This is a genomic window from Achromobacter sp. MUI-25009338, from assembly GCF_057359325.1.
In genome coordinates this window covers 3,904,048-3,918,794 of record NZ_CM170627.1, presented here as the reverse complement: position 1 = coordinate 3,918,794, position 14,747 = coordinate 3,904,048, and the positions used below count along the sequence as shown (strand labels likewise).

Annotated in this window: 11 protein-coding genes; 7 read left to right on the top strand and 4 right to left on the bottom strand. The window is 67.9% G+C overall.

Going from position 1 to position 14,747, the window contains the following annotated elements; genetic code table 11:
* The first annotated feature begins 237 nt into the window (after positions 1 to 237).
* From parE to parC, 3 genes are read left to right on the top strand one after another with little or no spacing between them, the layout of a single operon-like run.
* On the top strand, positions 238 to 2,199 hold the full coding sequence (gene parE / locus AC1IQ6_RS18625; RefSeq protein ID WP_168202330.1) for a DNA topoisomerase IV subunit B: 1,962 nt from the start codon (positions 238 to 240) through the stop codon (positions 2,197 to 2,199).
* Positions 2,200 to 2,222: 23 nt separating this feature from the next.
* On the top strand, positions 2,223 to 2,798 hold the full coding sequence (locus AC1IQ6_RS18620) for a YcxB family protein (protein WP_440130616.1): 576 nt from the start codon (positions 2,223 to 2,225) through the stop codon (positions 2,796 to 2,798).
* A 35-nt stretch (positions 2,799 to 2,833) separates the two neighbouring features.
* Complete coding sequence (gene parC, locus AC1IQ6_RS18615; protein ID WP_111827225.1) at positions 2,834 to 5,158, top strand: DNA topoisomerase IV subunit A; 2,325 nt, start codon at positions 2,834 to 2,836, stop codon at positions 5,156 to 5,158.
* A gap of 190 nt (positions 5,159 to 5,348) precedes the next feature.
* On the opposite strand, the gene AC1IQ6_RS18610 is transcribed toward parC, so the two are convergent.
* From AC1IQ6_RS18610 to AC1IQ6_RS18595, 4 genes are all read right to left on the bottom strand, one after another.
* On the bottom strand, positions 5,349 to 7,964 hold the full coding sequence (locus tag AC1IQ6_RS18610; protein ID WP_485865145.1) for a TRAP transporter permease: 2,616 nt from the start codon (positions 7,962 to 7,964) through the stop codon (positions 5,349 to 5,351).
* 131 nt (positions 7,965 to 8,095) lie between these two features.
* Positions 8,096 to 9,100 carry a TAXI family TRAP transporter solute-binding subunit gene (locus AC1IQ6_RS18605; protein ID WP_111827226.1) on the bottom strand — a complete coding sequence of 335 codons (1,005 nt, stop codon included), beginning with the start codon at positions 9,098 to 9,100 and terminating at the stop codon, positions 8,096 to 8,098.
* Positions 9,101 to 9,228: 128 nt separating this feature from the next.
* A complete protein-coding gene (locus AC1IQ6_RS18600; protein ID WP_485865144.1) occupies positions 9,229 to 10,566 on the bottom strand; it encodes an aspartate aminotransferase family protein in 1,338 nt (445 codons plus the stop codon).
* Positions 10,567 to 10,612: 46 nt separating this feature from the next.
* A complete protein-coding gene (locus tag AC1IQ6_RS18595) occupies positions 10,613 to 11,545 on the bottom strand; it encodes a MurR/RpiR family transcriptional regulator (RefSeq protein WP_111827227.1) in 933 nt (310 codons plus the stop codon).
* Between the two features lie 260 nt (positions 11,546 to 11,805).
* On the opposite strand from AC1IQ6_RS18595, the gene AC1IQ6_RS18590 reads away from it, so the two are divergent.
* From AC1IQ6_RS18590 to AC1IQ6_RS18575, 4 genes are all read left to right on the top strand, one after another.
* The gene (locus tag AC1IQ6_RS18590) at positions 11,806 to 12,354 is read left to right on the top strand and encodes a MarR family winged helix-turn-helix transcriptional regulator (protein WP_102771757.1); all 549 of its coding nucleotides are present in this window, start codon (positions 11,806 to 11,808) and stop codon (positions 12,352 to 12,354) included.
* Positions 12,351 to 12,911 carry a diaminobutyrate acetyltransferase gene (ectA, locus tag AC1IQ6_RS18585; RefSeq protein ID WP_102771756.1) on the top strand — a complete coding sequence of 187 codons (561 nt, stop codon included), beginning with the start codon at positions 12,351 to 12,353 and terminating at the stop codon, positions 12,909 to 12,911. Before AC1IQ6_RS18590 ends, ectA begins: the two co-directional genes overlap by 4 nt.
* A 122-nt stretch (positions 12,912 to 13,033) precedes the next feature.
* A complete protein-coding gene (gene ectB, locus AC1IQ6_RS18580) occupies positions 13,034 to 14,341 on the top strand; it encodes a diaminobutyrate--2-oxoglutarate transaminase (RefSeq protein ID WP_102771755.1) in 1,308 nt (435 codons plus the stop codon).
* Complete coding sequence (locus AC1IQ6_RS18575; protein ID WP_102771754.1) at positions 14,338 to 14,745, top strand: ectoine synthase; 408 nt, start codon at positions 14,338 to 14,340, stop codon at positions 14,743 to 14,745. Before ectB ends, AC1IQ6_RS18575 begins: the two co-directional genes overlap by 4 nt.
* The last annotated feature ends 2 nt before the right edge of the window (positions 14,746 to 14,747 follow it).

The window sequence follows — 14,747 nt, the reverse complement described above, 5'->3', positions numbered from 1 at the left end:
CACTGTCAATAACAACAGGCATACCACTGGAGATAACAACAGGGTTTGCCGGATTTGTGTAGGATGTTGCGGCGCAGTTGTCGCGATCCGGGCCGAGGGCCCCGATGCGCCGGTTGCCACTGTCATCATCCTACCGAATTCGGAGGTGGTCAGGTCGTGCGCATCCTACCGGGAGCCGCGCAGAACCTGGGCTTATCCGTAAAATGTCGGTTTTTTTCCACAGATGTTGGGGATAACTTGGCCACTCCACGTTACACCGAGGCGTCCATTCGCGTCCTGAAGGGGCTGGAGCCCGTGCGCCAGCGCCCGGGCATGTACACCCGAACCGAAAACCCGCTGCACGTCGTGCAGGAGGTCATTGATAACGCCGCAGACGAGGCATTGGCCGGCTACGGCAAGCAGATCCAGGTCACGCTGCACGCGGACGGCAGCGTTTCCGTCGAGGACGACGGGCGCGGCATTCCCGTCGGCCTGCATCCCGAAGAGAACGCGCCCGTGGTCGAGCTGGTGTTCACGCGCCTGCACGCCGGCGGCAAGTTCGACAAGGCCGGCGGCGGCGCCTACGCCTTCTCCGGCGGCCTGCACGGCGTGGGCGTGTCGGTCACCAACGCCCTGGCCACGCGGCTGGAGGTGGTGGTGTGGCGCGACGGCGCCGTCAACCGCCTGGTCTTCAAGGGCGGCGACGTGGCCGAGCCCCTGGCGCCCTACGACCAGGGCGGGCGCAAGAAGTCCGGCACCCGCGTGCGCGTCTGGCCGGACCCCAAGTATTTCGACAGCCCCAATATCCCGCCGGGCGAGCTGACGCACCTGCTGCGCAGCAAGGCCGTGCTGCTGCCCGGGGTCAAGGTCACGCTGGTCAACGAAAAGACCGGCGACACCAAGACCTGGCAGTACCAGGACGGCCTGCGCGGCTACCTGTCCGAGGCGCTGGCCGGGGCCGAGCTGATGGTGCCGTTCTTCGAAGGCCAGCAGTACGCCGGCGCCGACCACGAGAACTTCGCCGAAGGCGAGGGCGCCCAGTGGGTGGTGGCCTGGACCGAAGACGGCAACGCCGTGCGCGAGTCCTATGTCAACCTGATTCCCACGCCGGCCGGCGGCACCCACGAATCCGGCCTGCGCGAAGGCCTGTTCGGCGCGGTCAAGGGCTTTGCCGAACTGCACAGCCTGCTGCCCAAGGGCGTGAAGCTGCTGCCCGAGGACGTGTTCGCGCGCGCCAGCTTCGTGCTGTCGGCCAAGGTGCTGGACCCGCAGTTCCAGGGCCAGATCAAGGAGCGCCTGAACAGCCGCGACGCGGTGCGCCTGGTGGGCGGTTTTTCCAAGAGTGCGCTGGACCTGTGGCTGCACAGCAATGTCGAATACGGCAAGAAGCTGGCCGAGCTGGCCATCCGCCAGGCCCAGGCGCGCCAGCGCTCGGCGCAGAAGGTGGAAAAGCGCAAGAGTTCGGGCGTGGCCGTGCTGCCGGGCAAGCTGACCGATTGCGAATCCAGCGACGCCTCGCGCACCGAAGTGTTCCTGGTCGAGGGCGACTCGGCCGGCGGCTCGGCCAAGATGGGCCGCGACAAGGAGTTCCAGGCCATCCTGCCGCTGCGCGGCAAGGTGCTGAATTCCTGGGAAGTGGACCGCGACCGCCTGTTCGCCAACAACGAGATCCATGACATCTCGGTGGCCATCGGCGTGGACCCGCACGGTCCGGGCGACACGCCCGACCTGTCCGGCCTGCGCTACGGCCGCATCTGCATCCTGTCGGACGCGGACGTCGACGGCTCGCACATCCAGGTGCTGCTGTTGACGCTGTTCTACCGGCACTTCCCCAAGCTGGTCGAGGCCGGCCACGTCTTCGTGGCCAAGCCGCCGCTGTTCCGCCTGGACGTGCCGGCCCAGGGCAAGCGTCCGGCGCGCAAGATCTACTGCCTGGACGAAGGCGAACTCGAGGCCGCGCAGGACAAGCTGCGCAAGGAAGGCGTGCGCGAAGGCGCCTGGGCCGTGAGCCGCTTCAAGGGCCTTGGCGAAATGAATCCCGAGCAGCTGTGGGAAACCACCATGAACCCGGACACGCGCCGGCTGCTGCCGGTGGGCTACGGCGACCAGACCCCCGAAGACACCACCCGCATGTTCGACATGCTGATGGGCAAGGGCGAGTCCTCGCAGCGCCGCGCCTGGATCGAGGAAAAGGGCAACCTGGCGGAGCTGGACATCTGATGGCCGCATCCGGAGCTGCCCGCATGGACGTCGACCTGACGGCCGACGACTACGCCGACTTCGCCGTCTACGTGTACAAGCGGCCCGAGCTGCGCCGCCGCCGCTACCGCTCGCACCTGCGCTTCGCGATCCTGATGATCGTGGCGCTGCTGGCCTATCTGGTCTGGCAGACCTGGGACGGCAAGGGGCCCGACTGGGCCCGCATCCTACCCGTGTATTTCGAGGGGCTGGCGGTGGGGCTGGGCATTCTCGCGGTGCTGGCGCTGGCCTATGAATACGTGCTGCCGGCGCTGGTGCGCAAGAACACCCGGCGCATGCTGGCGCGGCAGCCCGACGAGCTGTTCCTGGGCCGCCACCGGCTGGAGTTCGGCCCCGACGGCGTCTCGGATTCCACCGCCGCCGCCTCCGGGCGCATGGCGTGGTCCGATGTGCGGCGGGTCGAGGAAACCCCGGACCATCTCTATGTCATTCTCGGCACCTTGCAAGGCGTGATCATCCCCAAGCGCGGACAGGACGCCGCCACGCTGGAGGCGGTGCGCGCGCAGCTGCGCGCGCACGTGGCCGACACGCAACTGATGCCGTCCGCGCCGGCGCGCTGACGCCGTTTCGATGAATTTGTCTACCTGAAACCATCATGACCGACAGCAATCAACCCGGCCTGTTCGACGCCACCCCGCCCGACGGCGAGGGCGACGCCGCCATCACCCTGGCGCGCTACGCGGAACAAGCCTATCTAGACTATGCCGTATCCGTGGTGCGCGGCCGCGCCCTGCCGGACGTGGGCGACGGCCAGAAACCCGTGCAGCGCCGCATCCTGTACGCCATGCAGGCGATGGGGCTGGGCGCCGGCGCCAAGCCGGTGAAGTCCGCGCGCGTCGTCGGCGACGTGCTGGGCAAATACCACCCGCACGGCGACCAGGCCGCCTACGACGCCATGGTGCGCATGGCGCAGGACTTCTCGCTGCGCTATCCGCTGATCGACGGCCAGGGCAACTTCGGCTCGCGCGACGGAGACAACGCCGCCGCCATGCGCTACACCGAAGCGCGCCTGACGCCCATCGCCAAGCTGCTGCTCGACGAGCTGGACGAGGGCACCGTGGATTTCGTGCCCAACTACGACGGCAGCCAGCAGGAGCCGCAGATGCTGCCGGCGCGCCTGCCGGTGATGCTGCTCAACGGCGCCTCGGGCATCGCGGTCGGCATGGCCACCGAGATCCCGCCGCACAACCTGCGCGAAGTGGCGCAGGCCTGCGTGGCGCTCATCAAGCATCCGCAACTGCCCGACGCCGAGCTGCACGCGCTGGTGCCCGGGCCGGACTTCGCCGGCGGCGGCCAGATCATCACCCCGCCCGAGGACATCGCCCAGATCTACGCGTCCGGCCGCGGCTCGCTGAAGGTGCGCGCCCGCTGGCAGTTCGAGGAAATGGCGCGCGGCCAGTGGCAGCTGGTGGTCCACGAGCTGCCGCCCGGCACCTCGTGCCAGAAGGTGCTCGAAGAGATCGAGGAAATCACCAATCCCAAGGTCAAGACCGGCAAGAAGAGCCTGACGCCCGAGCAGACGCAGGCCAAGGCGGTCATGCTGAACCTGCTGGACGCGGTGCGCGACGAGTCGGGCAAGGACGCCGCCGTGCGCCTGGTTTTCGAACCCAAGACTTCGCGCGTGGACCGCGACGAATTCGTCAACACGCTGCTGGCGCAGACCAGCATGGAAAGCAGCGCCTCGGTCAACCTGGTGTGCATCGGCACCGACGGCCGGCCGCGCCAGAAGGGCCTGCGCGACATCCTGGTCGAATGGCTGGCGTTCCGCACCAATACCGTGGTGCGCCGCACGCGCTTCCGCCTGGACAAGGTGATCGACCGCATCCACGTGCTGGAAGGCCGCATGGTCGTCTACCTGAACGTGGACGAAGTGATCCAGACGATCCGCGAATCCGACGAGCCGCGCGCCGCGCTGATGGAGCGCTTCAATCTGTCGGAGCGGCAGGCCGAGGACATCCTCGAAATGCGCCTGCGCCAGCTGGCCCGCCTGGAAGGCTTCAAGATCGAGCAGGAACTGGCCGACAAGCGCGAGGAACAGCTGCGCCTGCAGGAGCTGCTGGACAATCCCGCCGCGCTCAAGCGCCTGCTGGTCAAGGAAATCGAGGCCGACGCCAAGCAGTACGGCGACGATCGCCGCACGCTGATCGAGACCGCCGAGCGCGCCGTGCTGGAGACCAAGGTGCTGGACGAGCCGGTCACCGTGATCGTGTCGCAGAAGGGCTGGCTGCGCGCCCGCCAGGGCCACGGCCACGACGCCGCGCAATTCGGCTTCAAGCAGGGCGACGATCTCTACGGCGCCTTCGAATGCCGCACCACCGACACGCTGATCGCGATGGGCGACAACGGGCGCGTCTATTCGGTGCCCGTCTCGGCGCTGCCCTCGGCGCGCGGCGATGGCCAGCCGGTGACCACCATGATCGACCTGGGGCCGGGCACGCGCATCGTGCACACCATCGCGGCGTCTCCCGACAGCCGCTGGCTGCTGGCCACGCGCGGCGGCTACGGCTTCGCGGCCAAGCTGTCCGACATGGTCAGCCGCCAGCGCGCCGGCAAGCAGTTCATCACGCTGGAAGAGGGCGACGCGCTGCTGCGCCCGGTGCCGCTGTTCAAGGGCGCCACCCAGCTTGCGCTGCTGTCGCACAAGGGCAAGTTCCTGGTCTTCGGCCTGGACGAGGTCAAGACCCTGTCGGGCGGCGGACGCGGCACCATCCTGATGGGCCTGGACGCCTCCGACAAGCTGGACCAGACCGTGCCCATCGGCGCGGGCGGCCTGCGCGCCGCCGGCATCTACCGCAACAAGCACACCGAGGACATCCTGGCCGGCGAGGCGCTGGCGGTCTACGTCGGCAAGCGCGCCCGCAAGGGACGCGCGCTGGACGTGCGGCCCAAGCAGCCGGTGCTGTCGCCGGTGCTGGGCTGATTTTGAGTGGGGGGCGTTCGGCGCCCGATGGGTTCCGCGCGCTTGGTATTCGAGTTTTTTCCAAGAGCTCTCGCGCTGCACCCATCCTACGATGGTGAAACCGTAGGATGGGTGCAGCGCGGGAAACACTGCGCAAGAAAGAAAATCTCAAGCGCGCGGAACCCATCGGGCGCCGAACGCCGCCATCCCGTCAAACCGCCGTGGCGCGCAACCTTCCCACGGCGGCGCCGCCGTCGCGCCGGCCCTGGCGCGCCCACATGCCCGCCAGCAGCAACAGCGCCGGCACGTAAACCCAGAAGTCGGACCAGCGCTGCGGGTTGGGCGCCTTCACTTCCAGCACGTCCCAGCCTTGCTCCCAGCCGGCGCGTTCGGCGCGGCTGCCGAAGCGCAGGCCGCCGATCTGCGTCTGGCCGCCCAGGCTCATCAGCGTCACCCCGGCCTCGGCCAGGCGCTTGCGGCCCGCGTCCTGCGCGCCCGCGTCTTCCAGCGCGGGCAGGGCGACCGCCACGGTCTTGGTCAGCTCGACGCCCTCCAGGTTGATGCCGCGCAGCACCACGGTCAGGCGGCCGTTGTCCGGCAGCGCCGCGGCGATGGCCTGCATTTCGGCGGCCGGACGGCTTTCGTGGCGCGCGGCGAAATGGTCCATGAACCAATCCGGCCGGAACAGCATGAAGGTCACCAGCAGCAGCAGGCAGACCTCCAGCCGGGTACAGCGCGTGCGGAACCACCCCATGGTGGCCGCGGCGAAGGTCAGCGAGGCCAGGGTGGCGCCGGCCACCACCAGCGCCAGTTCCCAGCCGTAGCTGACGTCGATCAGCAGCAGCATGGGGTTGAACACGAACATGAACGGCAGGATGGCCGTGCGGGCCGCGTAGGTGACGCCCTGTATGCCCGTCTTGATCGGGTCTTCGCCGGAGATCGCGGCGGCCGCGAAAGTGGCCAGGCCCACCGGCGGCGTGATGTCGGCCATGATGCCGTAATAGAACACGAACATGTGCACGGCGATCAGCGGAATCACCAGCCCGTTCTGCGCGCCCAGCTCCACCACCACGGGGGCCATCAGCGTGGCCATCAGGATGTAGTTGGCGGTCGTGGGCATGCCCAGGCCCAGAATCAGGCACACCACCGCCGTGAAGATCAGCATCAGCAGCACGTTGCCCATCGACACCAGTTCGACGAAGGCGGTCATGCGCAGGCCCAGGCCGGTCAGCGTGATCGCGCCCACGATCAGCCCCGCGGTGCCGCAGGCGATGGCGATGCCTATCATGTTGCGCGCGCCTTCCTCCAGGCCGCCTATGGCCTCGCGCCAGCCCAGGCGCCAGGCCGGTCCGGTCGGCTGCTTGCGGAACCAGGCGATCAGCGGACGCTGCGTGACCATCTGGAACAGCATCCCCACGGCCGCCCAGAACGCGGACAGGCCGGCCGAGAGTTCCTCCACGCTCAGGCACCACACCAGGATGCCGATTGGGATCAGGAAATACAGCCCGGCGCGCACCGTGGGCCAGGGCTGGGGGCGCACCGGATGGTTGATGTCTATGTCCTGCGGCAGGTCGGGGTGGCGCGCCGCGATGCGCAGCAGCCACAGGTACAGCGCCGCCAGGATGGCCAGCAGCACCCAGGTGGCGGCCGCGCCGGCCACCGCCTGGATGCCGGTGCCGATCCAGTAGACCGCGCCCATCACCACCAGCGTGCCGCTGATGCCCATGCCCCAGCCGGCCAGCTTCTGCAGCGGCGTGCGGGTCGGGCCCGAGGCCATCATGGGCTGGATGCCCAGCTTCAGCGCTTCCAGGTGCACGATGTAGAACAGCGCGATGTACGAGATCGAGGCCGGCAGGATCGCGTGGCGGATAATGTCGGTATAGGGGATGCCCACGTATTCGATCATCAGGAAGGCGGCCGCGCCCATCACCGGCGGCATGATCTGGCCGTTGACCGAAGAGGCGGTCTCGATCGCGCCGGCGCGCACGCCGCCGTAGCCGGCTTTTTTCATCAGCGGAATGGTGAAGATGCCGCCGGTCACCACGTTGGCCACCGAGGACGCCGACACCAGTCCGTTGACCGCGGACGACACCACGGCCACCTTGGCCGGGCCGCCGCGCAGATGGCCCAGCAGCGCGAACGACACCTGCATCATGTAGTTGCCGGCGCCGCACTTGTCCAGCAGCGAGCCCAGCAGCACGAAGATGAAGATGTACGACACCGACACGCCCAGCGCCACGCCGTACACGCCTTCGGTGGTGAGCCACATGTGCGACATCAGGCGTTCCAGCGAGGCGCCGCGGTGCGCCAGCACGTCGGGCAGCCAGGGGCCGGCCAGCGCGTAGGCCACGAACACCAGGCCCAGCACCGTCATGGGCAGGCCCAGCGCGCGCCGCGTCACTTCCAGCAGCAGCGCCAGGCCGATGGCGGCCGTGGCCACGTCCATGGTGGTGGGCTGGCCGGGGCGGCCGGCGAGCTCGTTATAGAAGATGTACAGATAGGCGCCGCAGAAGCCGGCCATCAGCGCCAGCGCCCAGTCGTACCAGGGCATGCGGTCGCGCGCCGAGCGTTTGCTGGCGGGATAGGCGAGGTAGCCCAGGAACATGGCCACGCCCAGATGCAGGGCGCGCGCCTCGGTGTCGTTGAAAATGCCCCAGTTCAGCGCGAACGGCAGCGGCGAGGCATACCAGAGCTGGAAGACGGACCAGATCAGCGCGCCGGCAGCCAGCGTGGCGCCCGCGATGCCGCCGGCATTGCGGCCTCCGCGGTCGGCGTCGGCGACCAGTTGATCCAGGTCCGGGGCCGGCGTGTGCGGCTCTTTTGTCATGAAATTCCCCTACGTTTCAGGACGCGCGCCGGCAAGCAGCGCGCGCGTGGCCCCTGCGCCCGTCGGGGCGCGAGGGCGCCAGCCGGCGGGCCGCGCATGGCGGCTCCGGCTGGCCGGTCGGTCCCGCGGCCTTAGAGCAGGCCCTTTTCCTTGAAGTACTTCTCGGCGCCCGGATGCAGCGGCGCCGACAGCCCATTCTTCACCATGTCGGCGGCCTTCAGGTTGGCGAAGGCCGGGTGCAGCTTCTTGAAGTCGTCGAAGTTGTCGAACACGGCCTTGACCACGGTGTACACGGTGGCCTCGGGCACGTCGGCCGAGGTGACGAACGTGGCCGTGACGCCGTAGGTCTTGGTCTCTTCGGGGTTGTTGGGATAGAGCCCGGCCGGAATCGTGGCGTGGGCGTAGTAGGGATACTTTTCGACCAGCTTGTCCACCGCGGGGCCGGTCAGCGAAACCAGCTTGGCGCCGCAGCTGGTGGTGGGGTCCTGGATATTGGCCGAGGGGTGGCCGACGCCATAGAAAAAGCCGTCGATCTTGCCGTCGCACAGCGCCGAGCCGTGTTCGTCGGGGCGCAGTTCGGAGGCCAGCGAGAAGTCCTTCAGCGTCCAGCCCATGGTGGCCAGCAGCTCTTCCATCGAGGCCCGCGTGCCCGACCCGGGATTGCCGACGTTGAAGCGCTTGCCCTTCAGGTCCTCGAAGCGCTTGATGTTGGCTTCTTTGCGCGTGACCACGGTGAACGGCTCGGGATGGATGGAGAACACCGAGCGCAGCTTGGTGTAGGGACCGGCCTGCTTGAATTGGCCCTCGCCTTTGTAGGCGTTGAAGCCGACGTCGGACTGCACCACGCCCAGGTCCAGCTCGCCGGCCTTGATGGTGTTGGCGTTGAAGACCGAGCCGCCGGTCGATTCGACCGAACAGCGGATGCCGTGGGTGGCGCGGTCCTTGTTGACCAGGCGGCAGATGGCGCCGCCGGCGGCGTAATAGACGCCGGTGACGCCGCCGGTGCCGATGCTGACGAACTTCTGCTGGGCGGCGGCGGGCGCCGGCGCCGCCGACAGCAAAGCCGTGGCCAGGCCCGACGCGGCGAGCGTCCAGGCGGTGCGTTGGCCCAAGGTGTGTTTGACGGACGTGGTCATGCAAACTCCTTTTGGGGTTTTTCCCCGTGAGATTGCCGGTCTTTGCCGGCGGTCGGCGTTGCCCGTGAGCCGCGCAACGCCCTGTGCTTATCTACACGTGCCCCTTGCGGGGGCGGACGCAGGCGCGTTCAGCGCGCCTGCGCGATACCGGCGTCGATGGCGCCGGCCAGGCGTTCGGTCAGCTGGTCGAGTTCGTCGTCCGTGATGATGAAGGGCGGGGCCAGCAGCACGTGGTCGCCGTGGCGGCCGTCGATGGTGCCGCCCATCGGGTAGACCATCAGCCCGCGCGCCATGGCTTCGCGCTTGATGCGCGCATGCAGCGACAGCGCCGGATCGAAGGTCTGCTTGCTGGCGCGGTCCTGCACCAGTTCGACGCCCATGAAAAGGCCGCGGCCCCGGATGTCGCCGACGTGCGGGTGCGCGCCCAGCGCCTGTTCGAGGCGGGCGCGCAGGCCGGCGCCCTGCGCCTGCACGCGCGCCAGCAGGCCGTCGCGCCGGATGGTTTCCTGCACCGCCAGCGAGGCGGCGCAGGCCACCGCGTGGCCCAGATAGGTGTGGCCGTGCTGGAAAAAGCCGCTGCCCTGCTGCATGGCGTCGACGATGCGCTGCTGCGCCATGACCGCGCCGATGGGCTGGTAGCCGCCGCCCAGGCCCTTGGCGATGGTGATCAGGTCGGGCGTCACGCCTTCCTGCTCCACCGCGTACAGCGTGCCGGTGCGGCCCATGCCGCACATCACCTCGTCGGCGATCAGCAGCACGCCGTGGCGGTCGCATACCTCGCGCACGCGGCGGAAGTAGCCGGGCACGGCCGTCACCGCGCCGGCGGTGGCGCCGACCACGGGCTCGGCCACGAACGCCATCACGCTGCCCGGGCCCAGCCGCTCGAAAGCCTGTTCCAGCTCGGCGGCCAGGCGTTCGCCGTACTGTTCGGCGCTTTCGCCTTCGCGCTGGTCGCGGTAGGCGTAGCAGGGCGAGACGTGCTCCACCTCGATCAGCAGCGGCGCGAATTGCGCGCGGCGCCAGGCGTTGCCGCCCACGGCCAGCGCGCCCAGCGTGTTGCCGTGGTAGCTCTGGCGTCGCGCCACGATGTGGCGGCGCTCGGGCTGGCCGATTTCCACGAAATACTGGCGCGCCATCTTCAGCGCGGCCTCGACCGCCTCCGAGCCGCCCGACACGAAATAGGCGTGCGAGATGCCGGCCGGCGCGTCGGCCACCAGCCGGTCGGCCAGGCGCTCGGCCACTTCGGTGGTGAAGAAGCTGGTGTGCGCATAGGCCAGCGCGTCGATCTGCGCGTGCATGGCGGCCTGGATGTCGGGGTGGTTGTGGCCCAGGCAGGAAACGGCGGCGCCGCCCGATCCGTCGAGATAGGCGTGGCCGGCGCTGTCATAGACCCAGACGCCCTGGCCGCGTACGGCGACCGGTGGCGTCTGGCGCAGGGAACGATGCAGGACATGGGTTTGGTTCATGGGGCGATTCCGCAATACAGGGGTTGAAGGCGCATCCAGCGGGAGGTCAGGCCGGACGGCGGGGCTGGCCGCCGTTCCAGTAGATGTTGTCGTTGAGCAGGCGTTGTTCCACTTCGGTCAGGCGGCTCAGCACCGCGTCGCCGCCGCGCGCGGTCAGGCGCGCGATCAGGTGCTCGGCCAGGCCCAGCAGGCCGGAGGTGGTGTGGAAGAAAGAACCGGGGCCCTGGCGCGCGGGGCGGGCCTGCACGCCGGCGCGGTCGGGCGGGGCGAAGCGCAGCGTATGGCGCGCCTCCACGGCCAGCGGCGACAGCGGGTCGTCGGTCAGCGCGATCAGCGCCACGCCGCGCTGCGCCGTCTGGCGCGCCAGCTGCACGGTGGCGGTGGGATAGGGCGCCTGGGAAATCACGATCAGCGCGTCGCCGGGGCCGAGATTGTCGGCCTGTTCGGCGGGCGCGCCGCCCAGCCCGTCGATCAGCACGCTGTTGCGGCGCACGAGCTGATACGCATAACGCATCTGGAAGGCGATGCCGAAGGCCGAGCGCGTGCCCAGGAAGCCGACCTGGCCGGCTTCCAGCAGCGTCTGCACCGCGGCGTCGAAGGCGGCCGGCGGATTCAGCGCGCACACCGAGCCCACGGCCTGGATCTGGTATTCGGTCAGTACGTCGTGCCCGCCCGGCGCGGGCTCGCCGGCGGCGGCCTGCAAGGCGGCGGCGCGCTCGCGCAGCCCGGGCTGGTTGGCCGCGGCCAGCGCCCGCTGGAAGGGCTGGCGGAACACCTCATAGCTGTCGAACCCCAGCGCGCGCGCCAGCCGCAGCATGGTGGCGGGGGCCACGCCCAGGGCCTGGGCCTGGCGCCGCATCGACCACATGCCCACTTCGGCCGGATGCGCCGCGACCCAGCGCGCCGCCCGTTGCAGCTCGGGCGGGAGGTGCTCCAGTTTTTCCTGGAGGGTGGAGAGCAGGTCCGAGGGCAGCGACATGACAGGTAACGAATCGGAAAAAACACATGATAAATCTCTGTTCAATAAAAAAACATATGTTTCTCTAGGGGTTTCCGCCTAGCCCGCCGAGGGACAGCCGGGCTTGCCCCGCCCGGTGCGCAAGTCCCGCAATCCTGCTGCGATCCGCCGCAAATTCGTATTCATTTAATTACATCGTGCCGGGGTATTTTTGTTTGACTCGAATAGATCGTGCGCATATCATTCGTATAGAAATGAATTTTCACCCAGCCCCTCTTTCCATGACTGACGCAGCGAAATCCGATCCCTCACAGCAGTACGACCTGCGCATTTTGCGGGCCTTGCGCCGCATCACGCGTTCGATTGCGCTGCATTCGCGCCAGCTTTCCGCCGTCAGTCACATCACTGCGCCGCAGCTCATGTGTCTGCGCACCGTGATCGGCAACGGCCCCATGACGGCCACCGCCATCAGTCGCGAGATGCACGTCAGCCCCAGCACGGTGGTGGGCATTCTCGACCGCCTGGAAGACAAGGGCCTGATCCGCCGCGAACGCGGCCGCGAAGATCGCCGCATCGTGTTCGTCACGGCCACCCAGGCCGGCCGCGAACTGGCGCAGGGCGCGCCTTCGCCGCTGCAGAAACACCTGGCCGACGCGCTCAACGCGTTGCCGGAACTGGAACAGGCCACCATCACGCTGTCCCTGGAGCGCATCGTGGCGCTCATGGAGCAGGATGGCCAGGCCGCCGTCGACACGCATGGCGATGTGTCGTCGCCCATCCTTGAAGTGCCTACGGGCGGGGCACCCCCAGAATCGGGAATCGTCGCATGAAGAAAAACGAACTGGATCACACTACCCTCTCAAGTGCCGTGGCGCCGGCGGTCAGCGAGCAGACTCACACCATGCGTCTGCCCGACCGCAAAGACGGCGCCGCCATCCACCGCCTCATTGCCGAGTGCCCGCCACTCGATCTGAATTCCCTCTATGCGTATCTGCTCCTGGCCGAGCATTTCCGCGACACCTGCGTCCTGGCCGAAAGCTCCGGCGGACGTATCGACGGTTTTATCTCCGCTTACGTGATCCCGACCCGGCCCGACGTCCTGTTCGTCTGGCAGGTCGCGGTGCACACCCGCGCACGCGGCCATCGGTTGGGCCGCGCCATGCTACGCGAGCTCTTGCGGCGCAAGGGTCTCGAGCATGTCCGCTATCTCGAAACCACGGTGGGGCCTGACAACCAGGCATCGCGTCGCAGTTTCGCCGGCCTGGCCGGCGAACTCGGCGCCCACGTCTCCGAACAGCCGTTCTTCGACCGGCAACTGTTCGGCGGCGCGGACCACGACGACGAGATGTTGTTGAGGATAGGTCCGTTCGCCTTGCCGGCGCCCTAGCGGGCGGCGCAAGCCCAGCGGGCTTATCGACTACCGGGATGGTTGGCCGATCCGGGCGCGAATACGCCCCCGGAGGGCGCTGGCCGTCTGTCAACTTATGAGATGAAGGGAGGATTAATCATATGGACTTGAAAATCTTTGACCGGATGGAGTCGGAGGTGCGGGGCTACATCCGGTCGTTCCCCGTGATCTTCAATCAGGCCAGGGGTTCGACGCTGATCGATGAGGAAGGCACCGAGTACATCGACTTCTTCAGTGGCGCCGGCACCCTGAACTACGGCCACAACAATCCTGTTCTCAAGGAAAAGCTGCTGGAGTATGTGCAGTCGGACGGCGTCGTCCACGGCCTGGACATGGCCACCAGCGCGAAGAAGCGTTTCCTGGAGACGGTGGATCGCGTGCTGCTCAAGCCGCGCAACTGGCGCTACACCTTGCAGTTCACCGGTCCCACCGGCACCAACGCGGTCGAGGCCGCGCTGAAGATCGCGCGCCAGGTCAAGGGCCGCTCCAACGTCATCTCGTTCACGCACGGCTTTCACGGCGTGAGCGGCGGCTCGCTGGCGGTCACCGCCAACATGAAGTTCCGCGAAGCCTCCGGCTACGCGCTGGGCAACACCTCGTTCATGCCCTACGACGGATACTTCGGTCCGGACGTGGACACCATGGCCTACCTGGAGCGCATGCTCGAGGACCCCAGCAGCGGCATGGACAAGCCGGCCGCCGTCATCGTGGAAACGGTGCAGGGCGAAGGCGGCGTCAACGTCGCCACGCTGCGCTGGCTGAAGGAACTGGAAAAGCTGTGCCAGCGCCACGACATGCTGCTCATCGTGGACGACATCCAGGTCGGCTGCGGCCGTACCGGCACGTTCTTCAGCTTCGAGGCCGCCGGCATCCGCCCCGACATCATCACCCTGTCGAAGTCGCTGTCCGGCTTCGGCCTGCCGATGTCGCTGGTGCTGATGAAGCCCGAGCTGGACGTCTGGAAACCGGGCGCCCACAGCGGCACCTTCCGCGGCAACAACCTGGCCTTCGTCACCGCGACGCAGGCGCTGGAGACCTACTGGACCAACAGCGCCTTCGCCGCCGAGATCCAGCGCAAGGAACGCCAGGTCCGCGACTGGCTGGAGAACCTGGTGCACAGCTATCCCAACGCCGGCCTGTCGGTGCGCGGCCGCGGCCTGATCCAGGGGCTGGTGTGCAACGCCACGCCCGCGCTGGCCAACCGCATCGCGCAGAACGCCTTCAAGAAGGGCGTCGTGATCGAGACCTCGGGGGCGCAGGACGAAGTGCTCAAGCTGCTGCCCGCGCTCACGATCGAGGAAGAGCTGCTCGGCAAGGGCCTGGAAGTCATCGAGGCCAGCGTCGCCGAAGCGCTCGCCGAAGAAGGGCAGTCCGCCCGCATTCTGAAATTTGGAGGAAAACGTCAATGATCGTACGCAATGTCAAAGATGTGATCGGCACCGCCGACGAAGTCCGCACCGACACCTGGGTCAGCCGCCGCGTGCTGCTGAAGAAGGACGGGATGGGGTTTTCCTTCCATGAAACCACCATCTTCCCGGGCGGGCGCACCCATATCCACTACAAGAACCATCTTGAAGCGGTGTGGTGCATCGAGGGTGACGGCTCCATCGAAACCATTGCCGACGGCAAGAAGTACGACCTGGGCCCCGGCGTGGTCTACGCCCTGAACGAACACGACGAGCACTGGCTGTGCGGCGGCAAGGAGCCGCTGCGCGTCATCTGTGTCTTCAATCCGCCGCTGACCGGCCAGGAAGTGCATGACAAGGAAGGCGTCTACGCACTGCCCGAGGCCGAGGCCCAGGCCGCGGCCTGATA

Coding starts and splice junctions, on each gene's coding strand:
- AC1IQ6_RS18605 (WP_111827226.1), bottom strand. CDS start 9,100: ATGACCACGTCCGTCAAACACACCTTGGGCCAACGCACCGCCTGGACG.
- ectB (WP_102771755.1), top strand. CDS start 13,034: ATGGACTTGAAAATCTTTGACCGGATGGAGTCGGAGGTGCGGGGCTAC.
- AC1IQ6_RS18590 (WP_102771757.1), top strand. CDS start 11,806: ATGACTGACGCAGCGAAATCCGATCCCTCACAGCAGTACGACCTGCGC.
- AC1IQ6_RS18610 (WP_485865145.1), bottom strand. CDS start 7,964: ATGACAAAAGAGCCGCACACGCCGGCCCCGGACCTGGATCAACTGGTC.
- AC1IQ6_RS18600 (WP_485865144.1), bottom strand. CDS start 10,566: ATGAACCAAACCCATGTCCTGCATCGTTCCCTGCGCCAGACGCCACCG.
- AC1IQ6_RS18575 (WP_102771754.1), top strand. CDS start 14,338: ATGATCGTACGCAATGTCAAAGATGTGATCGGCACCGCCGACGAAGTC.
- AC1IQ6_RS18595 (WP_111827227.1), bottom strand. CDS start 11,545: ATGTCGCTGCCCTCGGACCTGCTCTCCACCCTCCAGGAAAAACTGGAG.
- AC1IQ6_RS18620 (WP_440130616.1), top strand. CDS start 2,223: ATGGACGTCGACCTGACGGCCGACGACTACGCCGACTTCGCCGTCTAC.
- ectA (WP_102771756.1), top strand. CDS start 12,351: ATGAAGAAAAACGAACTGGATCACACTACCCTCTCAAGTGCCGTGGCG.
- parC (WP_111827225.1), top strand. CDS start 2,834: ATGACCGACAGCAATCAACCCGGCCTGTTCGACGCCACCCCGCCCGAC.